Below are 20,574 nucleotides of genomic sequence, written 5' to 3' on the forward strand. Positions count from 1 at the left end.
ACACAAGACTTTTCTTAAATGATGTTGACAGTAACAGCCATGTATGCAAAGCACACGGAGCTTGTATAAGAACAGTTAATATTTTGAATACTGAATCAAAAATCTTGTGTCTTGGTACTTGATACCTGTGTCTTTTCAAGCAAATGTATAAATTAGTGGTATAAGTTTCAGTTAGAACACCATTAGTTTAACTTGCCAATCTATAACAAGGTTTCTCAAAACAGATGAACTACAATCGCAAAGAATACTCCGAGGACGAACTGATACAGCTATACCGTGCTATTCTGAAGCCGCGGATGATTGAAGAGCGCATGCTGGTGCTGCTGCGCCAGGGCAAAGTAACCAAATGGTTCTCAGGTATCGGCCAGGAGGCGATCTCCGTGGGCGCTGCCATGGCGCTGGAGCAGGACGAGTACATTCTGCCGCTGCACCGCAACCTGGGCGTGTTTACGAGCCGGGGCGTGGAGCTGGACCGCCTGTTTGCGCAGTTCCAGGGGAAAACCCTCGGCTTTACCAAGGGCCGCGACCGCTCCTTCCACTTCGGCACCAACGAGCACCACATCGTCGGGATGATCTCGCACCTGGGCCCGCAGCTGGCCGTGGCCGACGGCATTGCCCTGGCCGACCTGCTGGAGAACAAGGAGAAGGTGACGCTGGTGTTCAGCGGCGACGGCGGCGCAAGCGAGGGCGACTTCCACGAGGCGCTCAACGTGGCGGCGGTGTGGGGGCTGCCGGTTATCTTCATGATCGAGAACAACGGATACGGCCTTTCCACCCCGAGCAACGAGCAGTTCAAGTTCAAGCACTTCATCGATAAAGGCCCGGCCTACGGCATCGACTCCCTGCAGATAGACGGCAACAACATTCTGGAGGTGTATGACACCGTGCGTCAGGCAGCGGCCAGTATCCGCAAGAACCCACGGCCGATGCTGATCGAGGCCATCACATTCCGGATGCGTGGCCACGAGGAGGCCAGCGGCACGAAGTATGTGCCGAAAGAGCTGTTTGAGAAATGGGCCAAGAAAGACCCCGTGGAGAACTTTGAGCGTTACCTGCTGGATGAGCTGGTGCTGACGCAGAAAGCCATGGAAAGTATAAAGGAGGAGCTGAAGGCGGAGATAGAGGAGGGGCTGCAAACAGCCTTTGCCGAGCCGATGCCGGAGGCCGACCGTGAGCAGGAGCTGGCGGACATGTACAAGCCCTTTCACCAGGAGGTGGTATCTCCGGCCGCAGAGGGCAAAACGGAGCGCCGCTTTGTGGATGCCATTTCCGATGCCTTGAGCCAAAGTATGGAACGCTACCCGGAGCTGGTGCTGATGGGGCAGGATATAGCCGAGTACGGCGGCGTGTTTAAGGTAACCGAGGGCTTTGTGGATAAATTCGGCAAAGACCGCGTGCGAAACACCCCGCTGTGCGAGTCGGCTATACTGGGCATTGGCCTGGGCCTATCGGTGCGCGGGCAAAAAAGCATGGTAGAAATGCAGTTTGCCGACTTTGTGAGCGCCGGCTTCAGCCAAATTGTGAACAACCTGGCCAAGAGCCACTACCGCTGGGGCCAGAATGCCGATGTGGTCGTGCGCATGCCAACCGGTGCCGGTACAGCGGCAGGTCCGTTCCACTCGCAGAGCAACGAGGCCTGGTTCTTTCACACGCCGGGCCTTAAGGTGGTGTACCCATCCTCGCCCTACGATGCCAAAGGCCTGCTGAACGCCGCCATCGAAGACCCGAACCCGGTGATGTACTTTGAGCACAAGCTGCTGTACCGCTCCATTTCACAGGAGATCCCGGACGATTACTACACCGTCGAGATCGGCAAAGCCAAGACTGTGGCCGAGGGCACGGACCTAACCATTATTACCTACGGCATGGGCGTGCACTGGGCCAAGCAGCTGCAGCAGGAGCTAAGCGATGCAAGCATAGAGATACTGGACCTGCGCACGCTGCTGCCGTGGGACAAGGAAGCCGTGCGTGCCGCTGTGGAGAAAACCGGCCGTGTCATCATCCTGCACGAAGACACCATGACTGGGGGTATAGGCGGAGAGATCGCGGCCTGGATAAGCGAGCATTGCTTTGAGCTGCTGGATGCTCCGGTTGCGCGTGTCGCCAGTTTGGACACCGCTGTGCCGTTTGCCCCGCCACTGGAGCAGGAGTTCCTGCCAAGGCAACGCCTGCGCCAGAAAGCAGAGGCGATGCTCAACTACTAACAAGCAGCAGAAACACAAGGGTAGCACCTCCGTGGCTGCCCTTGTGTTTAAGTTATTTTAAATAAAATAAAAATTATATATTTGTGCATGCGTATACTTCGCCCTTACCTCTTTATGCTGCTGTGCCTGCTGCTGCTCGCCGGCTGCCAGCGCAAGGGAATCATTCCTTGCCCTAAGCCTTCCAGCAAGCGCTCGATAAAAATTGGTGGCCCGAATGCCCAGGGGCTGGAGGCCATAAAGGTGCAGCAGGATAAAAACGGGCGGGTGAAGAAGAAGCGCGGCTTCGGCCTGTTTTAGTAACCACTTTACTAAGAATCAGTATAAAACCATGATGAAGGTGCGTGCTGCGGAATCTTGCTCCCGAACAGTTTGGATGTGTGGCTTTGGCCTGCTGCTGTTTTTCCTGCTGGGTACTTTGCCCGGCTATGCTCAGGTAAGCCATGAAACATCGGCAAAGCACGAGCAGGAACTGCGCCAGTCGCTGAAGGAGGCCTCTCAGCTAAAGACAACCTACAAAGACACGCACCTCAACACCGATGCTTATACGTTCAAGAAAGGGGCGGCTGGCCGCAGGCGCGTCCACAAAGACAATCGCGACGAGTACCAGTTTAACATGAGTGGCGAGCCGGTAAAGAAGCGACGGCTTTTTAAAAAGAAGCGCCAGCATAAGCAGCGGGACCGGAGAAAAAGAGATAACTAACAAAGAAAAAGAAAGACCCTATGAATTGGCACCCGCTAACCAGCGTTGAGCAGTTGGATGAAATTTTGGAAGAATCGAAAAACACGCCGGTGGTGATCTTTAAGCACAGCACGTCCTGTTCTATCAGCTCCACCGCCAAAAGCCGTTTGGAGCGCCAGTGGGATGGTGCCGGCCTTGACCACGTGAAACCGTACTACCTGGACCTGCTGAGCTACCGCCCGGTGTCGAACGAGGTGGCGGAGGCGCTGCAGGTAACCCACCAGTCGCCGCAGCTGCTGCTGGTGCAGGACGGCATGTGCACCTACGATGCCTCGCACCTCGGCATTAGCGTTGATGCGCTTAAGAAGAAAGTAACGGCGTAGCAGTAACCTGCCACGCCGCTCTCGTTTTAGTACGTAAAAGAAACTGTCTGCTTAATATCCGGGTGCAGGCTAAGGGCAACCGGGCAGGTATGGGCCGCGTTTTCCAGCATGGCCTTCTCTTTAGCCGTGTATGCCTTACCGGCAGGCATGGTAAAGTTCAGCAGCACTTCCGAAATACGGCGTGGCTCGGCAGCCATCACCTTGGTGATCTCGATCTCCATGCCCTCAATATCGATGTTGCTGCGGTTGGCCACAATGCCCATAATGGTCATCATGCAGGAGCCGAGCGCGGCGCATACCAGGTCAGTGGGAGAGAAAGCCTCCCCTTTGCCGTTGTTGTCTACCGGGGCGTCGGTAATGATGCTGTTGCCAGAGGCAAGGTGCTGAGCGCTAGTGCGCAAGTTTCCTTTGTAAACACTTTGTATCGTTGCCATACGTATAAATCCTGAATTTGAAATACGCGTAAAGTTAAGTACTTTTATACAATCTGAAACGCACTGCCCCGTGATTAGATTTCTAGCATTTATACTTGCAGCAGCTCTCTTGGGAGCTACCCCAGCCCTGGCCCAGCAGCAGGAGGACGAAAGCTTCCAGAACGAGCTGAGCTATGGCGTTAACTTCAACTCCAACGGGGGGCTGATCGGGGGCGCGTTCATCCGCTCCTCCTTTTACATGAACGAGCGCATGTACCAGTTCGGCGGCATTGAGGTGGTGGAGGTGAAGCACCCAAAAGAGAACCGCTATTACAGCCTCGTGTCCGGCGACTCGTTTATCTACGGCAAGAAGAACTACTTCTTTGTGGTGCGGCCGCACTATGGCCGTGAGCTGGTGCTGTTCCGGAAGGCGGCGGATTCGGGGGTGCAGGTAAATGCCATCGGTGCCATAGGGCCGTCTCTGGGCCTGCTCGTGCCTTACTACATTGACTATAACTACAACGGCAACGGCACCGATATCCGCACGGTGCCCTACGATGAGCGGGAGCACGCCAACCTCGACTACATACTGGGCAGCGACACCGTGTTCCGCGGCTTTGGGGAGACCAAGATTAAGCCGGGCGTGCACGCCAAGGCAGGCCTCAGCTTTGAGTACGGCCGGTACCGCGAGAGTATCGCAGGTATTGAGGTCGGGGTGTCGGTGGAGTATTTCCCGAGCAAGCCCGTTATTATCCCCCTGGCGGATAACAACAACACCTTTACCGCTGTGTACCTGAACCTGTACTACGGCAGCCGCAAGTAAGCCTTTCCGAACATTTAGGAGTGCCGCTTTGTTAAAGGGGATACACGGCCGCGGGCACATTTTTGGCCTGTGGCTAAACTCTTAACCCATAACTTCCTATCTTTGCACTATGGATGAAATGATGACACTTCCGGTTATTCAGCCTAACGCCAAGCCCGAGGGGCTTAACGCACTGGGCCAGCCGCGCAAGCCGAACTGGCTACGCGTAAAACTACCGGTTGGGAAGGAGTACGCCAAAGTAAGAAGCATTGTAGACGAATATAAGCTGCACACCATTTGCGAAAGCGGCAACTGCCCGAACATGGGCGAGTGCTGGGGCGCAGGTACAGCTACGTTCATGATCTTAGGTAATGTGTGTACCCGCAGCTGCTCTTTCTGCGCTGTGGCCACAGGCCGCCCGAACGAGTATGACGAGGATGAGCCGCGCCGCGTGGCAGAGGCCATCAAACTAATGGGCGTGAAGCATGCCGTGCTTACCTCGGTAAACCGCGACGAACTGAAAGACCGTGGCGCCGCCATCTGGCACGAAACGGTGAAGCAGGTGAAGCTCATGTCCCCAACCACGACAATCGAAACCCTGATCCCCGATGTAAAAGGCACCTGGGACGCCCTGATCACGATGATTTCGCCGGGCCAGGAAGTCGTGTCGCACAACATGGAGACGGTGAAGGAGCTGTACCGCCGCGTTCGCCCGCAGGCTAAGTATGACCGTTCGCTGGAGCAGATCCGCCGCACGAAGGAGTATGGCCAGCGCACCAAGACCGGCATCATGCTGGGCCTGGGAGAAACACGCGAGCAAGTATACCAGGCGATGGATGATTTGGCCGCCAACGGTTGTGATATCCTGACCTTGGGCCAGTACCTGCAGCCTACCAAAATGCACCTGGAGGTAGCCGAGTTTATCCACCCGGACCTGTTCGACCACTATCGCGAAGAAGGCCTGAAGCGCGGCCTTAAGTATGTGGAGTCAGGCCCGTTGGTAAGATCCTCCTACCATGCGGAGCGCCACGTAAACGTATAGCGTCAAAAAACTTTAGAAAAAGCCTCTGCTGCGTTAAGTGCGGCAGAGGCTTTTTTTGTGTATTTCGCAAGGTTTGTGGAAGTTGGATGTAAGCAATATGTTAAATAATTTATCTATAACTATTTGAAAATAAATAGCTAGAATGTAATTTTATTGCCAAATACCTCGAGCTAGCGCCTATGTAAACAAATTTACTTTCCCCCCTATCTTATTTCCTGTCGCACAAATCACGCTCTACTCCCTCCCTGGCCAGAATGGAAGGGAACATGCTGATGGCTTGCCTTGTAGTATATACTATATTTTATATTAAATAAATATATATTCCAGTTTTCAATATAACCATTTCAAAATATTCAAGTACAATGTATTAACATAGGTACAGCTATATCTATGTATATGCGACTAATATTATCTACAGTTATTATTCTTACTATATGATTAAATCTTTACTGCTGACCTTTCTATTGCTGATAGGCAGTATCACCTTTAGCTTCGCACAAACAGAGGGGGAAATTATGGGGCAGGCAACCAACTTTGCCGTGCTCGCCTCAGAAAAGATCATTGTAAATGATCTCTCTGGTGTAACAGGTAGCGTTGGCATCAGCAGTGCTGACGACATAGAAAACAGATCGCTCCTGAGCATACAGGAGGGAAGCGTTCAGACAGGCGTATATGCGGCAAATGCCCTGAACGATGCCACGGCAGCGTATGACCGGTTCTATGGCAAGTCTACAGCAACGCTGCCGACCACGTTCAAAGGCGACAAGGACGGGATCAGGCCCGGGCACTACAAAATAACAGGCCTGGCTGGTTTTGAGAGTGTGCTCACGCTTAACGCAGAGGGCGACCCTAACGGCATGTACGTGTTTGAAATAGATGGCGACCTCATCTCAAAAGCTCCGAACGCCGCTATTCGCCTGGTGTATGCACAGAGCAAGAACGTCTATTGGCTGGTGACCGGGCGTGTGGAGCTTGGGGGCATCACCAACTTTGTAGGCACCATACTGGCTAAGGGAGATGTGTACCTGGAGGACGGCGTTGGCGTTAACGGCCGCGCCATATCACTGGGCGGTACAGTTACCCTCGATCGCAACAACTTGTACCTGCCGGGCATCGTGCGCACAGATGTGAAAGTGGTAAAAACGGCCCCGGACCAACTCTACAGGCTGGGCGATGAAATAACCTATACTATTGCCGTGACCAACAGCGGCCCCGGCACGGCCTTCGACGTGTCAGTGCTGGACGAGCTGCCTTTAACAGGCCTGCAGTATGTGGCGGGCTCTGCCGCTTTCGACGGAAGCTCGTCCTCCTTTGACCCTGCAGCCCTGAGGTGGAGCATCCCGGAGCTTGGCTTCGCGGAAAAAAAAGAAATAACCCTGACATTCAGAATAACTGCTACAGGTGCTATCACTAACGTGGCAACGGCAGCTTCCAGGGACCCGGACCCACGGGAAGAAGATAACCGCAGCATCTGGACAATTCAGGTGCCGGAGTTAAATGCGGACCTGAGCATCACCAAAACTGCCGCTACAGCTCCTTACACAGTAGGCGGGGAGGTAACCTATACAGTCACAGTTAAGAACAACGGCCTGTACGAGGCCAAGGGCGTTGTGATGACAGACGCTCTTCCTGACGGGCTGACCTTTGTTTCGTCTAGTGAGGGAAGCTACAACGCTGCTACTGGAAAGCTCGTGATAGGCACGATGGCTGCAGGCGCGGAGAAGACCATAACCCTGAAAGCCAGCATCAACAAGGCCGGTACGCTGGTTAACACAGCCTCTGTGGTAAGCAGCCCGGAGGTGCCGGATACGAACCTGGACAACAACAACGCTACCGCAGTGATTGATGTGGGATGTGTGGAGCTAACAGGCCTTGCACTGACAGGCAACCTTAACCTTTGCGAGGCCACGGCCGGGGCAGAGTATATCGCTACAGAAATTCCCGGCGCTGTCTACAAGTTCACCACAACAGGTGGCGTGCAGGTTGTTTCGTCTGTCGGTAACAAAGCTGTTGTGGCGATTGGCGCGACAAGCGGAACCCTGGCGGTAATCGTTACAGACCCTTGCGGTGGCAGAAACACCAGCGCTTTAAACATTGGCGTTATCCCGAACATATCCGGTGTAACAGTGGCCGGCCCTGGTGAGGTTTGTGCAAACAGCACCGACATCAAGTTTACAGCACCAGCCTATGAAGGCAACATAACCTACAGATGGATAGCAAGCGGTGGCCTGACCATTACTTCGGCAACCAACGAGGCAGAGGTAAAAGTAAAGGCAGGCGCAGTAGGCGGTGTACTTACACTGGAAGTGAACAATGGCTGCTCTGTCGTTACCGGTACAAAAAATGTTAAAGTCAGGCCAACGCTTGTGGGGCCTACTGCCATCACCGGTGAGGCTGTAGTTTGTGCCGGGACCAGGCAGACCTATACCGCCGCCGGAGATGTGGGCGCCTCTTCTTATACCTGGCGTTTGCCAGACGGCTGGGAGTTAGCGCCAGGCACTGCCGCAGACCAGCAGGAAATAAACGTGATAGTGGGTACAGCCGGCGGTGAGATACAGGTTATCGCGAATAACGAGTGCGGCACCAGCGACACAGGAGCTGCTATAACGGTAGCGGTTAACAACAAGCCTGATCTGCCAACCATAACCGGACAGCGAGGTGCCTGTGTAGGAGAAATCCTTACATACAGCGTGCTGGATGTAGCGGATGCCACTGACTACAGCTGGAACGTACCTGAGACCTGGGGGCTGATCAGCGGAGCCAACACCCGCAGCATCAATGTTCGGGTTGGCCCTGGTACCGGCGAGGTAACGGTGGCTGTGACTAACGGCTGCGGCACAGGACAGACTGCGGAAATGGAAGTTGCCCCTACGCTGGCCCCTGCCGCACCGGTTATCTCCGGAACGACGGATGTTTGCGAAGGCTCACAAGGACTGGTTTATACAATTACGAACCCTGAAGCAGGGGTGACTTACAGCTGGGCATTGCCACAGGGCTGGAGCTTCGCCAACAACAACAGCACAGGTACAAGCGTGACCGTAACTGCCGGCTCGGCAGGCGGAAGCATAACAGTAGAAGGCACCAACAGCTGCGACACAGCAGAAGGCCAGCCGCTGCAGGTAAACGTATCGGCTCCGCCAGTAGCGCCGGGCCAGATCACGGACAAGAGCAACGTATGCGAGGGGCTGGTGTTCGCCATCGACCCGGTACAGGGAGCTGAAAGCTATACATGGGCGGTGCCAAGCGGCTTCACCATCACTTCCGGCCAAGGCACGACAACCATCACGGTAAAAGCCGACAAAGCAGACGCTACAGGCCGTGTGACGGTAGTGGCCACAAACGGACCGTGTAGCAGCATAGAGGCCTCTGCCACGATAGATGCCTCGAAAGCCGACGGTAACCTGGAGTTCCCGAAAGCCTTTAGCCCGAACGGCGACGGCATCCGCGATACTTGGGAGATCAAGAACCTGGAGAAGTTCCCGGTAAACGAAGTGGTGATCTTTAACCGCTGGGGATCCGAAGTGTTCAGAACAAAGGGCTACCAGAACAACTGGTCAGGTAATAAACTGGAGCAAGGTACTTACTTCTATAAAGTAAGGGTAACAGTGTGCGATGGCGTAGTGAAAGAGTTTACCGGATACACCACCCTATTCCGCTAAACACAGAGGCTTACAAACTTGAAATTCAGATGAAAATGAGAATATATTACCTGTTACTGGCACTGCTGATCACAACGGCTGCCAGCGCTCAGCAAAACCCGCAGTACTCACAGTACATATTTAACAGCATGTCTATCAACCCGGCTTACACGGGAAGCAAAAACGTGCTGAACCTGAACCTGTTTCACCGCTCCCAGTGGACGGGTGTGGACGGCGCACCTACCACACAGTCGCTGGCGGTGGACGGCGTGGTGGCCAACGATAGGCTGGGGCTGGGGCTTAACCTGATGCACGATGAGATTGGGGCGCACAGCACGTTCAGTGCCTATGCCAACTTCGCCGTGAAGCTTCAGGTGAACGAGAACGCCATATTCAGCCTAGGTGTGGCGCCGGGGCTTGTGCAGACTACCGTCGATGGCAGCAAGTTCGGGATCAGCGACGACCCCACCATCCCATCCGGGAAAGAAACAGACATCAAACCAGACGTGAAGATCGGAGCCTACTTCCACACGAGCCGCTTTTACGCGGGCTTGTCTGCTACTGACCTGCTGAAGTATGACGACCTGGATCAGGTGGAGCCGGAGCGCCACTATTTCTTTACCACGGGCTATGTGTTTGACCTGAGCCCCTTTGTGAAGCTGAAGCCTAGCGTGCTGGTGAAGGAGGACTTCCATGCGCCAACCAACATGGACGTGAATGCTTTCGTCCTGCTGGGCGATCGCCTGTGGCTGGGCAGCTCCTACCGCACCAGCATGAACGTTTTCAACGATGCAGAGGCGGGAGATGTGGAAAAGCGCACAGCCGTGGCCTTTATCGGAGAGCTGCAGGTGCTGAAACAGCTGCGCATCGGCTACTCCTTTGATAAGATGCTGAACGGCTACAGCGATCAGAGCACCCACGAGGTGTCGGTTGGCTACTACTTCTTCCGTAAGAAAGAGACCAAAATGCTTACACCGCAGTACTTTTAATACCTAAGCGCTTACATTATGAAGTTTATATATACACCCTTTTGCATTATAACTGCCGCCATACTTGGTGCTGCGCCCATGGCACAGGCCCAGTCATCGCTGCGCAAGGCAGATAAACTATACGAGAATTACGAGTACGCCAAGGCGCTGGAGGCGTACCAGGAGGCGATTCAGAAGCGCACCCCTGGGCTGGAGACTGCCGAGCGAATTGCCACAGCTTACCGCATGACGCGCCAAAGCCAGGCAGAAGAGAACTGGTACGGGAAAGTGGTGCGCATGGAAGGCCGCCCACCCATGAACCTCTACTACTATGCAGAGGCGCTGCGCAGCAACGGCAAGTATAAAGAGGCCAAAGAGCAGTACATGAAGTGGGGCGAGGAAATGCCGGAGCACGCCGAGCGGGCGCAGGAGCTGATGGAGGCAACGGACCAGGCCCTCCGCTGGATGAACCAGCCCGCCGTGGCCGAGGTGAAGCCCCTGACCAGCCTGAACAACGCCGGTTTCTCTGATTTCAGCCCGGTGCAGTACGGAAACAATGGCGTCATCTTCACTTCAGACAGAGGCGTTAACAAGGGCGATAAGGAGGCGAAGATCTTCGGATGGACCGGCCGCCCGTACCTGCAGCTGTTTATGGCGCAGCAGAATGCACAGGGCGAGTGGGGCAGGCCAGAGGCGCTGCAGGAGGTGGTTAACACCGACTTTCACAACGCCACGGCCTCTACAGCCCAAGACGGGCAGAAGCTGTACTTTACCCGCACCCAAATGGTGCCTGCACTAGGCAACACCAACATCGACCCCACCAGCTGGGTGGAGAAGCAGGAGAAGCCAAACTACGTAAACCGCCTGGAGATTTACACTGCCGAGAAACAGGGGGGGAGCTGGAGCAATGTGCAGCCGTTCTCCTACAACAAGGTAGAGGAGTACTCCGTAGGGCATCCGGCCGTTTCCCCGGACGGGCAGGTGCTGTACTTTGCCTCCGATATGCCGGGGAGCCTGGGCGATACCGATATTTTCTACAGCACCCGCCAGGCAGACGGCACATGGGGAGAGCCTGTAAACGCCGGACCTGTGGTGAACACCAGCGGCCGCGAAAGCTTCCCATACGTGGATGCAGCAGGTAAGCTGTACTTTGCATCGGATAGCCACACAGGCATGGGTGGTATGGATATTTTCTCTGCCGAAGGCGAGCAGGGCAACTGGCGCGCCGTGCGCAACCTGGGCTACCCGATCAACTCTCCGCAGAACGACTACGGCATCATGTTTACGGAGCCCGGGGAGCGGGGACTGCTGTCTTCTAACCGCGATTCTCAGAATGGCACAGAGGATATATATGCCTTTACCGTGCTGCAGAAGCCGGTAGTGCTGGCTATTACAACACTGGGCCGTTTCCAGAACGACAAGAAGCGCACTGTGCAGGAGCCGCTGCCGGAGACAAGAATTCTGGTGGCCAGGAAGAACTCAAAAGATTCTACCGTGGTTATTACAGATAAGGAGGCGAAACATTACATGGAGGCCCGCACCGGCAATACGTATGCGTTCTCAGGCTCTAAGATAGGGTACCTGAAAATGGGAACCGATGTAGCCGTGCCAGCCTCTGCCCCGGATACGATGCAGGTAGCTCTTATTTTCGATAAGAACGAGGTAGAGAAGGCCATTGTGCTGGATAACATCTACTATGACCTGGATAAGTGGGAGATTCGGCCGGACGCAGCCAAGGAGCTGGACAAGATGGTGACACTGCTGAAAAACAACCCGCGGGTGGAGATTGAGCTAAGCGCCCATACCGATAGCCGCGAAAGTGCACAGTACAACCAGCTGCTCTCGGAGAGAAGAGCGCAGGCTGCGGTAGACTACCTGGTGTCTAAAGGCATCGACAGTAGCCGCCTGACAGCAAAAGGCTATGGCAAGACACGCCTGGTTAACCGCTGCGCCACCGGAGTGGAGTGCTCTGAGGCGGAGCACCAGATGAACCGCCGCACCGAGTTCACCATCAAGAAAAACTGATTTTAAAATATCATTAGCTTTCATAGTTTGGAAAGGCTCTGCAGTTTCTGCTGAGCCTTTTTGCTTAGCAGGAGAAGAGCCAAGTATAAAACAGCGGCGCCGGCAGTGTATTCTGCCGGCGCCGCTGTTTTATACTTGTACCGGGTGCTACTTTTTGTTGCCGGTGTAGGCCAGGCGGTAGATCACGCCGTTGTCATCATCGGTAAAGAGCAAAGAGCCGTCTGTATGCGTTGCCAGGCCTACTACACGCCCAAACTGCTCCCTGTTGTTGTTCACCAGGAAACCGGTAACCAGGTCCTCGAACTGTTTGGGCTTGCCGTTTTCGAAGTGCAGGCGCACGACTTTATATCCCACGGGCTCGCTGCGGTTCCAAGAGCCGTGCAGCGTAACAATCGCATCCCCTTGGTACTCCTGCGGAAACTGCGAGCCGTTGTAGAAGATCATGTCCAGTGGGGCGCTGTGGGCGGTGTAGGTCATCTCCGGGAACATTGTTTTCCTGGCATACGCTTCCCAACTCATGCCTTTCGGCGGTTCATCGGCCAGGTTAGGGCGGCCGTTCTCGAACACGTAAGGCCAGCCATAGTTGCCGCCCTCTACCAGTTTGTTCAGCTCTTCCTGCTGGGTGGTGTCGCCGAGCCAGTCTATGCCGTGGTCGAAGCCGTAGAGCTCTTTCGTCTGTGGGTGCCAGTCAAACCCGATGGTGTTGCGCAGGCCGGTGGCGTAAACGCGGCGTCCGGAGCCGTCCGGCTTCATCTGCAGCAGCGTGGCGCTTTCTTTGCTGGTCTCCTCGCAGGCGTTGCAGGTACTCCCCACCGATACGTACAGCATCCCGTCCGGGCCGAAAGCCAAGGTGCGGTTAGCGTGCTGGCCGCCATCCGGAAGCTTGTCCGCGATGACCTTTAGCTGCCCCAGGGTGCCGTCTTTGTTGATATCTGCGGTATACACCTCGTTCACCGTCACCAGGTAGGCCTTGTTATCGCGCAGGGCGATGCCGTGCATACCCTCTTTGGTGGCTACTACCTGCTGCTGGTCGGCCTTGCCGTCGTTGTTGGTGTCGCGGAGCAGGGTCACGGTGCCTTTGTCGCGGTCTGTTACGTACACGTTGCCGTTGGTGTGCACCGCCAGCATGCGGGGCTTGTTCAGGTTGTCAGCAAACTTGGTCACGGTAAAGCCGGCGGGTACTTTTAACCGGCGTATGCGCTCATCGGTGGCAGGCACTTTGGCTGGTTTAAAGATGTGCCCCTCCATGGAGGCGCTGATCGGCGGCTTGGTGTCCTGCCCCAGAGCGGCCGAGGCAGTCATGGCCAGGCCAATGGCGAATGCGGAAAATTTCGTTTTCATAGCGTATCTTGTGTGATAGGTGCAGGCGGGGCTGCAAAGTATAAGTCCCTTGTTTTTACCGGCGACAGGTGCTATTTGTTGCGAGGCGATACTTATCCACACGTTCTGGTGCAAACCCTGCACGCGTTTCCCCGTTTTGTGTTGTTGATACTCCACTACTATGAGCTTACCATTACGCTACTACACCCCCGTACTTTTACTGTTTCTGTTTTTGATGCCGCAGGTGCTGCAGGCCCAGGAGCTGTTTACCGGCTATGTGCTGGATGCCGCCTCTGAGCAGCCGCTGGAGGGAGTTACCGTTACCGCCAGCACGGGGGAGCAAGGCATCAGTAACGGGAGCGGCTACTTCAGCCTTGCTACCGCAGCAGCTCCCAAGCGCATCGTCTTTAGCTACCTGGGTTACAAAACGGAGGCGGTGGCGAACCCGCCGGCAGGCCGGGAACTGCGGGTGCTGCTGGCGCCGGATGCTGCCAGCCTGCAGGAGGTGGTAATTACCGGCTACGAAACAAACCGCCCGCTGCTGCAAACAGCCGGGGCCGTGAGCCTGATTGAGCGGGAGGTGATCGAGCGGTTTGATGAAAGCTCCATCGTGCGGGCCGTGAACACGGTGCCCGGCGTGCGGATGGAGGAGCGCGCCCCCGCCAGCTACCGGCTCTCCATCCGCGGAAGCACCCTGCGCTCCCCCTACGGTGTCCGAAACGTGAAAGTATACTACAACGGCATTCCCTTTACGGAGGCCAACGGCACGACAGCGCTGAACCTGCTCGACGCGGCCAACATCGGCAGGGTCGAAGTTCTCAAAGGGCCAACGGCCAGTATCTATGGTGCAGGCACAGGAGGTACCGTGTTGCTGGAGCCGCGCCGCCCCCTGCCCGGAGAGAAAGCCTTGGAAGTGGGCACGACAGTGGGCTCGTATGGCTTTAGGCGCTACACCGCCACTGCAGGAGTGGGGGCGGAAAAAAGCAGCCTGCTGGTGCAGTACACGCGGCAGCGGTACGACGGCTACCGGGCCCAGTCGGCCATAGACCGCGATGTGCTGTTGCTTTCCTCTGAGTTCAGGCCGTCTGAGAAGCGCACCGTCTCTGCCAACCTCCTTTACTCAAATCTATACTATGAGCTGCCGGGCGGTTTAACGTTGGAGCAGTACGAACAGGACCCGCGGCAGGCGCGCGGGGGGCAGTTCGGGAGCGAGGCACAAAACGCTTCGCTTGACCTGGAAGGGGTAAACGTGGGGCTGAAGCAGGAATACCGCTTTAATGAGCGTTTCAGAAACACTACCGCCCTCTACGGGCTGCACAAGTTTAAGGACAACCCCTTCAACACAGACTATGAGCGCAACACCAGTCAGGAGTTTGGCGGGCGCACCAGCTTTGCCTACGATGCGCAACTGGGAAGTGTAGGCGCCACTTTTACAGCAGGCGGCGAGTTTCAGCGCGGCTTTGAGGCGGCGCGCACCTATGATAACAACGCTGGCACCCCCGGTGGCCTCCGCACCGATGATGAGGTGATAGCCAAGGCGGGCTTTGTGTTTGCCCAGGCCGAGTTTGAGCTGCCTGCCGGTTTTATTGCCACTGCTGCCCTGAGCCTGAATGACACCCGGTATGATATTACGCGCCTGCAGCAGGCAAGCAGCGGAGACTACAAGTATAAAAAGGACTTTGAGGCCGTACTTTCGCCGCGCGTGGCCCTGCTGAAGCAGCTGAGCGACCAGGTGACCGTGCATGCCAGCGTCAGTTCCGGCTTCTCACCGCCCACCGAAGAAGAGATTCTTACTTCTGACGGGCAGCTGAACGAGGGCCTGGAGGCGGAGAAGGGCACGAACTATGAAGCAGGCGTGCGCGGTTTTATGCTGGCGGATAAGTTGAGCTTTGATGTGGTCGGCTTCTACTTTAGGCTGAAGGAAACAATTGTGAGTCGGCAGGATGTGTCGAGTGTGGCGGTGTTCCGCAACGTGGGCAGCACAGATCAGAAGGGCGTTGAGACAAGTATAGGCTATACTTTGCTGGATGAGCCGGCACAGCCCCTGAGCCTGCTGAAAGTATGGGGCAGCTACACCTACAGCCATTTCCGTTTTGATGAGTACCAGCAAGGCGAAACAGACCTGTCCGGAAACGAACTGACCGGTGTAGCCCCGCACGCCGCTACGGCAGGCCTCGACCTGAGCACCCGTTTCGGCGCGTACCTCAACCTGACGGCAAACTACGTGGACGACATCCCGCTAAACGATGCGAACACGGTGTACGCTGACAGCCATGTAGTAGCCGGAGCAAGGCTGGGGCTAAAGCGGCAGTTGGGGAACAGCCTTGGGCTGGAGGTGTTCGGCGGCGTAGACAACCTGACGGATGAGAAGTACAGCCTCGGCAATGATCTGAACGCTTTTGGAGGCCGCTACTTTCAGCCTGCCCCGGCCCGCAATTACTACGGGGGCATTCGCCTGAAGTATGCCTTGTAGCGTGTTGCTTAGCGCGTAATATCCGGCGTAGGAGGGAACTGCGACATAATCTCCGCCACAACAAGGCTTATCCGCTCCTCGTCCAGCTCCAGAGACGTGGGGTCGAAGTTTGCAAAAGCGGCGCCGCGCCAAAGCAGCTGATTGGTGCGGGGGTTAATGATATCCACGACCACTGTGCCCGGCGGGTAGGCCTGTATCGGCCGGAAGTTGGGCATGCCTTCCGGAGAGTAGCGGTGGCGGTAGCCGTACCAATAGCTGTAGCCGTAGCCCATGCTGCTCGGGAAAGAGTAGCCGGCGTTTTCTACCAGGCTGGTATCAACAGCTATGTCGTAGGCCACTACAATGTCAGGGTCGTCTAGCTCTGGCCTGACGCCCTCCTTCACCAACTCACTGGCGATGGCCTCCTTTATGTTCTGGTCCAGCAGCAGGTTGAACTGTGTGCCTGCCCCGCCGGCTATAGGCTTGGGCACCTCTGCCTTGTACCAGTCAAAAGAGGAGTATTCCCGGAAGTTAACGTTGGGGATGTAGGAGTACGATGTCTCTGGCGCGATTCGGGCACAGCCGGCTAGCGTGAATAACAGGAGCAGAATCGTATACAGGTGGCTTACTTTCATTCTACTGTTCATTTTATTGCTGTAACGAGGTATACGGATGAAGTATTGCAAAGGCTCGGCGCCGGCTTTCTTAAGCTTCCGGGGCCTGCCGGTAATTCTGCTTTGGCTTAGCTGATTGATGTAGCTGCGCTGGAGAGGGAGCACCACCGGCAGGTGCCGCTCATAAAAAAGGAGCCACTGTGACAGTGGCTCCTGTAATACTAGCGTCTTTACTGTTGCCTGTTGGGCGGGTATTTCTGCAGAATGTTTGAGACGATGGTGTTGATCTTCTCCTGCTCAATGCCGCCCGACATGTCCACGGCCGCTTCGCCGACGCCGCGCCACACAAGCTCGTTGGTGTCCGGGTTGATCAGGTCCACCACCACGGTTCCCTCTTTGTATTGGTTTACGGTGCGGTAAGTGGTAGGGAAGCGGTTAAAGCCATAGTTGTAGCGGTAGCCGTACCAGTAGCTGTAGCCGTAGCCAAAGCCCGGAGCGTAGGCATAGTTGGTGTTCACCTCCGTTTCGGTGTTCACGGTTACGTCGTAGGCCACTTTCAAATCCGGGTTGGTAGTGTCGAAGCGCAGGCCCTGGTTGCCCAGCGACTGGCGAATGGCGTTGCGCAGGTACAGGTCCAGCGAAGTATCAAAGTTAACGGCGGCATCGCGCGGTTCCGACGGTCGGTCCTGAAAGAAGCTGAAGGTCTGGAACTGGCCGAAGTTAGCCGATCGGTCATAGTCTGTGGCTACCTGTACAGAGGGGGCACAGCCTGCCAGCAGCAGAAAGCACAGCCCCAGCAGCAGGTGTATAGATGCGGTTGTTCGTTTCATAGTCTTTTCTCGTCTGGTTGTAAATATTTTCATCTATACATGTATACGGGGCAATCGCACTACTTGGATTCAAAATCAGTTTTGCCGTGCCATAGCGCCAGCGAACAGGGATAAAAAGCAAAAAGCCTGACCGAGGGGCCAGGCTTTTTGGTATGAACGTAAGCAGCAGCTTATCCTACTGCTACCATTTCGTTGTTATTCTCGTTGTATGCCTCAATCGGTGCGCAAGAGCAAACCAGGTTGCGGTCGCCGTAGGCGCTGTCGATGCGGCTCACGGTAGGCCATACTTTGCTGTCGCGCAGGTAAGGCATCGGGAACACGGCTTTCTCGCGCGAGTAAGGGCGATCCCAGTTCTCTACCATCACCACTCTGGCAGTGTGCGGCGCATTCTTCAGCACGTTGTTCTTCTGGTCGGCTTTGCCTTCTTCCACCTCGCGAATCTCTTCACGGATGGAGATCATCACATCGCAGAATCTATCCAACTCTTCCTGTGCCTCCGATTCTGTCGGCTCTACCATCAGCGTGCCGGCCACCGGGAACGATACCGTCGGTGCGTGGAAGCCGTAGTCCATCAAACGCTTGGCGATATCCTCTACCTCAACGCCTGCTTTTTTGAACTCACGGCAGTCGAGAATCATCTCGTGTGCGCAACGGCCGTTCTTGCCCACGTACAGCACCGGGTAGTGTTTCTCCAGGCGCGCCTTAATATAGTTGGCGTTCAGGATGGCTACTTTTGTGGCCTCTGTCAAACCTTCGCCGCCCATCATGGCGATGTACGCGTACGAGATCGGCAGGATAGAGGCAGAACCCCAAGGGGCCGCAGAAACTGCGTGAATCGCCGTGTCGCCACCGGTTTTTACAACGGCATGGCCTGGCAGGAACGGCACCAGGTCCGCTACCACACCGATAGGGCCAACGCCAGGTCCGCCGCCGCCGTGAGGGATGCAGAAGGTCTTGTGTAAGTTCAGGTGGCAAACATCGGCACCGATGGTAGCCGGAGAAGTCAGGCCAACCTGTGCGTTCATGTTTGCGCCGTCCATGTACACGCGCCCGCCGTTATCGTGTATGATCTGGCAGATCTCGATGATGCTTTCCTCATACACCCCGTGGGTAGACGGGTAGGTCACCATCAGGCAGGACAGCTCATTTTTATACTGCTCTGCTTTCGCGCGCAGGTCTGCCACGTCGATGTTGCCTTTCTCATCGCACTTCACGATAACCACTTTCATGCCGGCCATAACCGCAGAAGCCGGGTTTGTGCCGTGTGCAGAAGACGGGATCAGGGAAATGTTTCTGTGTCCTTCGCCGCGAGACTCGTGGTACGCGCGGATCACCATCAGGCCAGCGTACTCGCCTTGTGCGCCAGAGTTTGGCTGCAGCGATACACCGTCAAAACCAGTTATCTCGCACAGCCAGGCCTCCAGGTCAGTGAAGATCTGCTTGTAGCCCTGCGTCTGGTCGGCTGGGGCAAACGGGTGCAGCTGCCCAATCTCAGGCCAGGTCACCGGGATCATCTCGGCCGTCGCGTTCAGTTTCATGGTGCAGGAGCCCAGGGAGATCATAGAGTGAACCAAAGAGATATCCTTGTTCTCCAGGTGCTTCATGTAGCGCAGGATCTCGTGCTCCGAGTGGTGTCTGTTAAACACTTCCTGCTCCATGTACGCGCTCTTGCGAATCAGGCTATCGGCCCAGGTTACGTCTGTGTCTTCCGGAAGGGTGTCGATGTTCAGCACATCCGCAGATTTACCGGCCACTTTCGCGAAAACGGCAAGTATAGCTTTCACGTCCTGCAGGTCGGTATTTTGGTTGATGGAGATACCGATGTTGGTGCTGTCGAAGTAGCGGAAGTTAATGCCGGCTGCCTCAGCCTCCTTGCGGATCGCCTGCTGCATGTCGGCGCTCTCTACTACTACTTTCAGCGTATCGAAGTACTGCTCGTTTTGCTGCGCAAAGCCCAGCGCTTTCAGGCCGTTCTCCAGCTGCTGCGCCAGTGCATGCGTGTTCAGGCCGATGTACTTCAGGCGGCGAGGGCCGTGGTAAACGGCGTACATACCAGCGATAACGGCCAGCAGTACCTGGGCAGTACAGATGTTAGACGTTGCTTTCTCGCGGCGGATGTGCTGCTCGCGCGTCTGCAGGGCCATGCGGTACGCCTTGTTGCCTGCCGCATCCACCGATACACCGATAATACGGCCCGGGATCACACGCTTAAAGGCATCGCGCGTAGCAAAATAACCCGCGTGCGGACCGCCAAAGCCCATCGGTACGCCAAAACGCTGCGTAGTTCCTACCACGGCATCCGCACCCATCTCACCCGGAGGTGTCAGCAGCGTCAGAGAAAGAATGTCGGCAGCAACGGCTACCATCATTCCCTGCTCATGCGCTTTAGAGATGAAGTCTGTATAATCAAAAATGGCACCGTCGGCAGCCGGATACTGCACAATAGCGCCAAAAAGTGTTTCGTCTTGCAGGTTCGCCTCCCGGTGGTCTCCTATCACCAGCTCTATATCCAGCGGTGTGGCTCGGGTCAGCAGGATATCAATGGTCTGTGGCAGCACCTGGTTGGATACAAAGAAGCGCGTGGCGTTTTTGCGGGTGCCTTTGCGCTGCGAGAAGAACATGGCCATGGCCTCCGCTGCGGCAGTTCCCTCGTCCAGCAGCGACGCGTTGGCGATCTCCATGCCGGTCAGGTCCATCACCATGGTCTGGTAGTTGATCAGCGCCTCCAGTCGGCCCTGGGCAATCTCCGCCTGGTAAGGGGTGTAGGCAGTATACCAGCCCGGGTTCTCCATAATGTTACGAAGTATAACCGGTGGCATAATGGTGTCGTTGTAGCCAAGGCCGATGTACGACTTATATACTTTGTTCTGCTTGGCGATCTGAGAGAACTTGTTCAGGAAGTCTTTCTCAGAGAGAGCTGCAGGCAGGTTAAGCGGCTTCTTGAGGCGGATAGCGGCCGGTACAGTTTCCTCGATCAGTTGGTCCAGCGTTTCTACGCCAATCGTGCGTAGCATGTCCTGCATCTGCTCTTTGTCGGGGCCGTTGTGGCGCTCCTTAAATACATCCGCAGGTTTGGTTTTAAAAATCATAACGGTGGTATATTAGTCTGGGATTTTGGGTATTCAACTCCTTCGGGAACGGGCTTTTGACCTATTCCCGACTCTTTTTACAAAAGTAGTAATAGTTTATTATATTGAAGCATGA

The 20,574-nt window shown here is 55.6% G+C and carries 15 protein-coding genes; 10 read left to right on the forward strand and 5 right to left on the reverse strand.

Going from position 1 to position 20,574, the window contains the following annotated elements:
• Positions 1-224 precede the first annotated feature (224 nt).
• The 4 genes from CA264_RS18390 to ytxJ all read left to right on the forward strand — a co-directional run bounded on the left by CA264_RS18390 (position 225) and on the right by ytxJ (position 3,266).
• Positions 225-2,204, forward strand: coding sequence for an alpha-ketoacid dehydrogenase subunit alpha/beta (locus CA264_RS18390; protein ID WP_025608864.1), 1,980 nt, complete (start codon positions 225-227; stop codon positions 2,202-2,204).
• 87 nt (positions 2,205-2,291) lie between these two features.
• Positions 2,292-2,501: a hypothetical protein gene (locus tag CA264_RS18395; protein ID WP_025608865.1), complete on the forward strand. Its 210-nt coding sequence runs from the start codon at positions 2,292-2,294 to the stop codon at positions 2,499-2,501.
• A 31-nt stretch (positions 2,502-2,532) separates the two neighbouring features.
• Complete coding sequence (locus CA264_RS18400; protein ID WP_157593739.1) at positions 2,533-2,904, forward strand: hypothetical protein; 372 nt, start codon at positions 2,533-2,535, stop codon at positions 2,902-2,904.
• A gap of 20 nt (positions 2,905-2,924) precedes the next feature.
• Positions 2,925-3,266, forward strand: coding sequence for a bacillithiol system redox-active protein YtxJ (gene ytxJ / locus CA264_RS18405; RefSeq protein ID WP_025608867.1), 342 nt, complete (start codon positions 2,925-2,927; stop codon positions 3,264-3,266).
• Positions 3,267-3,292: 26 nt separating this feature from the next.
• Here the strand turns inward: ytxJ and CA264_RS18410 are convergent, their stop codons facing one another.
• Positions 3,293-3,700, reverse strand: coding sequence for an OsmC family protein (locus CA264_RS18410; protein WP_025608868.1), 408 nt, complete (start codon positions 3,698-3,700; stop codon positions 3,293-3,295).
• Positions 3,701-3,770: 70 nt separating this feature from the next.
• Between CA264_RS18410 and CA264_RS18415 the strand changes: the two genes are divergently transcribed.
• The 5 genes from CA264_RS18415 (at position 3,771) to CA264_RS18435 (ending at position 12,154) form a co-directional block, all read left to right on the forward strand.
• A complete protein-coding gene (locus CA264_RS18415) occupies positions 3,771-4,502 on the forward strand; it encodes a hypothetical protein (protein WP_051364509.1) in 732 nt (243 codons plus the stop codon).
• Positions 4,503-4,620: 118 nt separating this feature from the next.
• A complete protein-coding gene (gene lipA / locus CA264_RS18420; RefSeq protein WP_025608870.1) occupies positions 4,621-5,523 on the forward strand; it encodes a lipoyl synthase in 903 nt (300 codons plus the stop codon).
• Positions 5,524-5,957: 434 nt separating this feature from the next.
• Positions 5,958-9,182 carry a T9SS C-terminal target domain-containing protein gene (locus CA264_RS18425; RefSeq protein WP_025608871.1) on the forward strand — a complete coding sequence of 1,075 codons (3,225 nt, stop codon included), beginning with the start codon at positions 5,958-5,960 and terminating at the stop codon, positions 9,180-9,182.
• 29 nt (positions 9,183-9,211) lie between these two features.
• Positions 9,212-10,150, forward strand: a complete 939-nt coding sequence (locus CA264_RS18430; RefSeq protein WP_025608872.1) for a PorP/SprF family type IX secretion system membrane protein — start codon at positions 9,212-9,214, stop codon at positions 10,148-10,150.
• An 18-nt stretch (positions 10,151-10,168) separates the two neighbouring features.
• Positions 10,169-12,154, forward strand: coding sequence for an OmpA family protein (locus CA264_RS18435; RefSeq protein WP_025608873.1), 1,986 nt, complete (start codon positions 10,169-10,171; stop codon positions 12,152-12,154).
• A gap of 147 nt (positions 12,155-12,301) precedes the next feature.
• Here the strand turns inward: CA264_RS18435 and CA264_RS18440 are convergent, their stop codons facing one another.
• Positions 12,302-13,495: a PQQ-dependent sugar dehydrogenase gene (locus CA264_RS18440; protein ID WP_025608874.1), complete on the reverse strand. Its 1,194-nt coding sequence runs from the start codon at positions 13,493-13,495 to the stop codon at positions 12,302-12,304.
• A 160-nt stretch (positions 13,496-13,655) separates the two neighbouring features.
• Here CA264_RS18440 and CA264_RS18445 point away from each other — a divergent pair, with 160 nt between their 5' ends.
• Positions 13,656-15,947 (forward strand): TonB-dependent receptor, encoded by a 2,292-nt coding sequence (locus CA264_RS18445; RefSeq protein WP_036777269.1) that lies wholly within the window; start codon positions 13,656-13,658, stop codon positions 15,945-15,947.
• An 8-nt stretch (positions 15,948-15,955) separates the two neighbouring features.
• Here the strand turns inward: CA264_RS18445 and CA264_RS18450 are convergent, their stop codons facing one another.
• From CA264_RS18450 to gcvP, 3 genes are all read right to left on the reverse strand, one after another.
• On the reverse strand, positions 15,956-16,573 hold the full coding sequence (locus CA264_RS18450; protein WP_157593740.1) for a DUF4136 domain-containing protein: 618 nt from the start codon (positions 16,571-16,573) through the stop codon (positions 15,956-15,958).
• 197 nt (positions 16,574-16,770) lie between these two features.
• Positions 16,771-17,370 carry a DUF4136 domain-containing protein gene (locus CA264_RS18455; RefSeq protein WP_025608877.1) on the reverse strand — a complete coding sequence of 200 codons (600 nt, stop codon included), beginning with the start codon at positions 17,368-17,370 and terminating at the stop codon, positions 16,771-16,773.
• Positions 17,371-17,540: 170 nt separating this feature from the next.
• Entirely contained in the window at positions 17,541-20,459 is a 2,919-nt protein-coding gene (gene gcvP / locus CA264_RS18460; RefSeq protein WP_025608878.1) for an aminomethyl-transferring glycine dehydrogenase, read from the reverse strand.
• Positions 20,460-20,574: the final 115 nt, after the last annotated feature.

Origin of the sequence: Pontibacter actiniarum (assembly GCF_003585765.1) — a bacterium.
GTDB lineage: Bacteria > Bacteroidota > Bacteroidia > Cytophagales > Hymenobacteraceae > Pontibacter > Pontibacter actiniarum.

Excerpts from the sequence above, each read along its gene's own strand:
- CA264_RS18450 (WP_157593740.1), bottom strand. The coding sequence starts at position 16,573 with ATGAACAGTAGAATGAAAGTAAGCCACCTGTATACGATTCTGCTCCTG.
- CA264_RS18395 (WP_025608865.1), top strand. The coding sequence starts at position 2,292 with ATGCGTATACTTCGCCCTTACCTCTTTATGCTGCTGTGCCTGCTGCTG.
- CA264_RS18435 (WP_025608873.1), top strand. The coding sequence starts at position 10,169 with ATGAAGTTTATATATACACCCTTTTGCATTATAACTGCCGCCATACTT.
- CA264_RS18430 (WP_025608872.1), top strand. The coding sequence starts at position 9,212 with ATGAAAATGAGAATATATTACCTGTTACTGGCACTGCTGATCACAACG.
- ytxJ (WP_025608867.1), top strand. The coding sequence starts at position 2,925 with ATGAATTGGCACCCGCTAACCAGCGTTGAGCAGTTGGATGAAATTTTG.
- CA264_RS18410 (WP_025608868.1), bottom strand. The coding sequence starts at position 3,700 with ATGGCAACGATACAAAGTGTTTACAAAGGAAACTTGCGCACTAGCGCT.
- CA264_RS18445 (WP_036777269.1), top strand. The coding sequence starts at position 13,656 with ATGAGCTTACCATTACGCTACTACACCCCCGTACTTTTACTGTTTCTG.
- CA264_RS18440 (WP_025608874.1), bottom strand. The coding sequence starts at position 13,495 with ATGAAAACGAAATTTTCCGCATTCGCCATTGGCCTGGCCATGACTGCC.
- CA264_RS18455 (WP_025608877.1), bottom strand. The coding sequence starts at position 17,370 with ATGAAACGAACAACCGCATCTATACACCTGCTGCTGGGGCTGTGCTTT.
- lipA (WP_025608870.1), top strand. The coding sequence starts at position 4,621 with ATGATGACACTTCCGGTTATTCAGCCTAACGCCAAGCCCGAGGGGCTT.
- CA264_RS18400 (WP_157593739.1), top strand. The coding sequence starts at position 2,533 with ATGATGAAGGTGCGTGCTGCGGAATCTTGCTCCCGAACAGTTTGGATG.
- CA264_RS18390 (WP_025608864.1), top strand. The coding sequence starts at position 225 with ATGAACTACAATCGCAAAGAATACTCCGAGGACGAACTGATACAGCTA.
- gcvP (WP_025608878.1), bottom strand. The coding sequence starts at position 20,459 with ATGATTTTTAAAACCAAACCTGCGGATGTATTTAAGGAGCGCCACAAC.
- CA264_RS18425 (WP_025608871.1), top strand. The coding sequence starts at position 5,958 with ATGATTAAATCTTTACTGCTGACCTTTCTATTGCTGATAGGCAGTATC.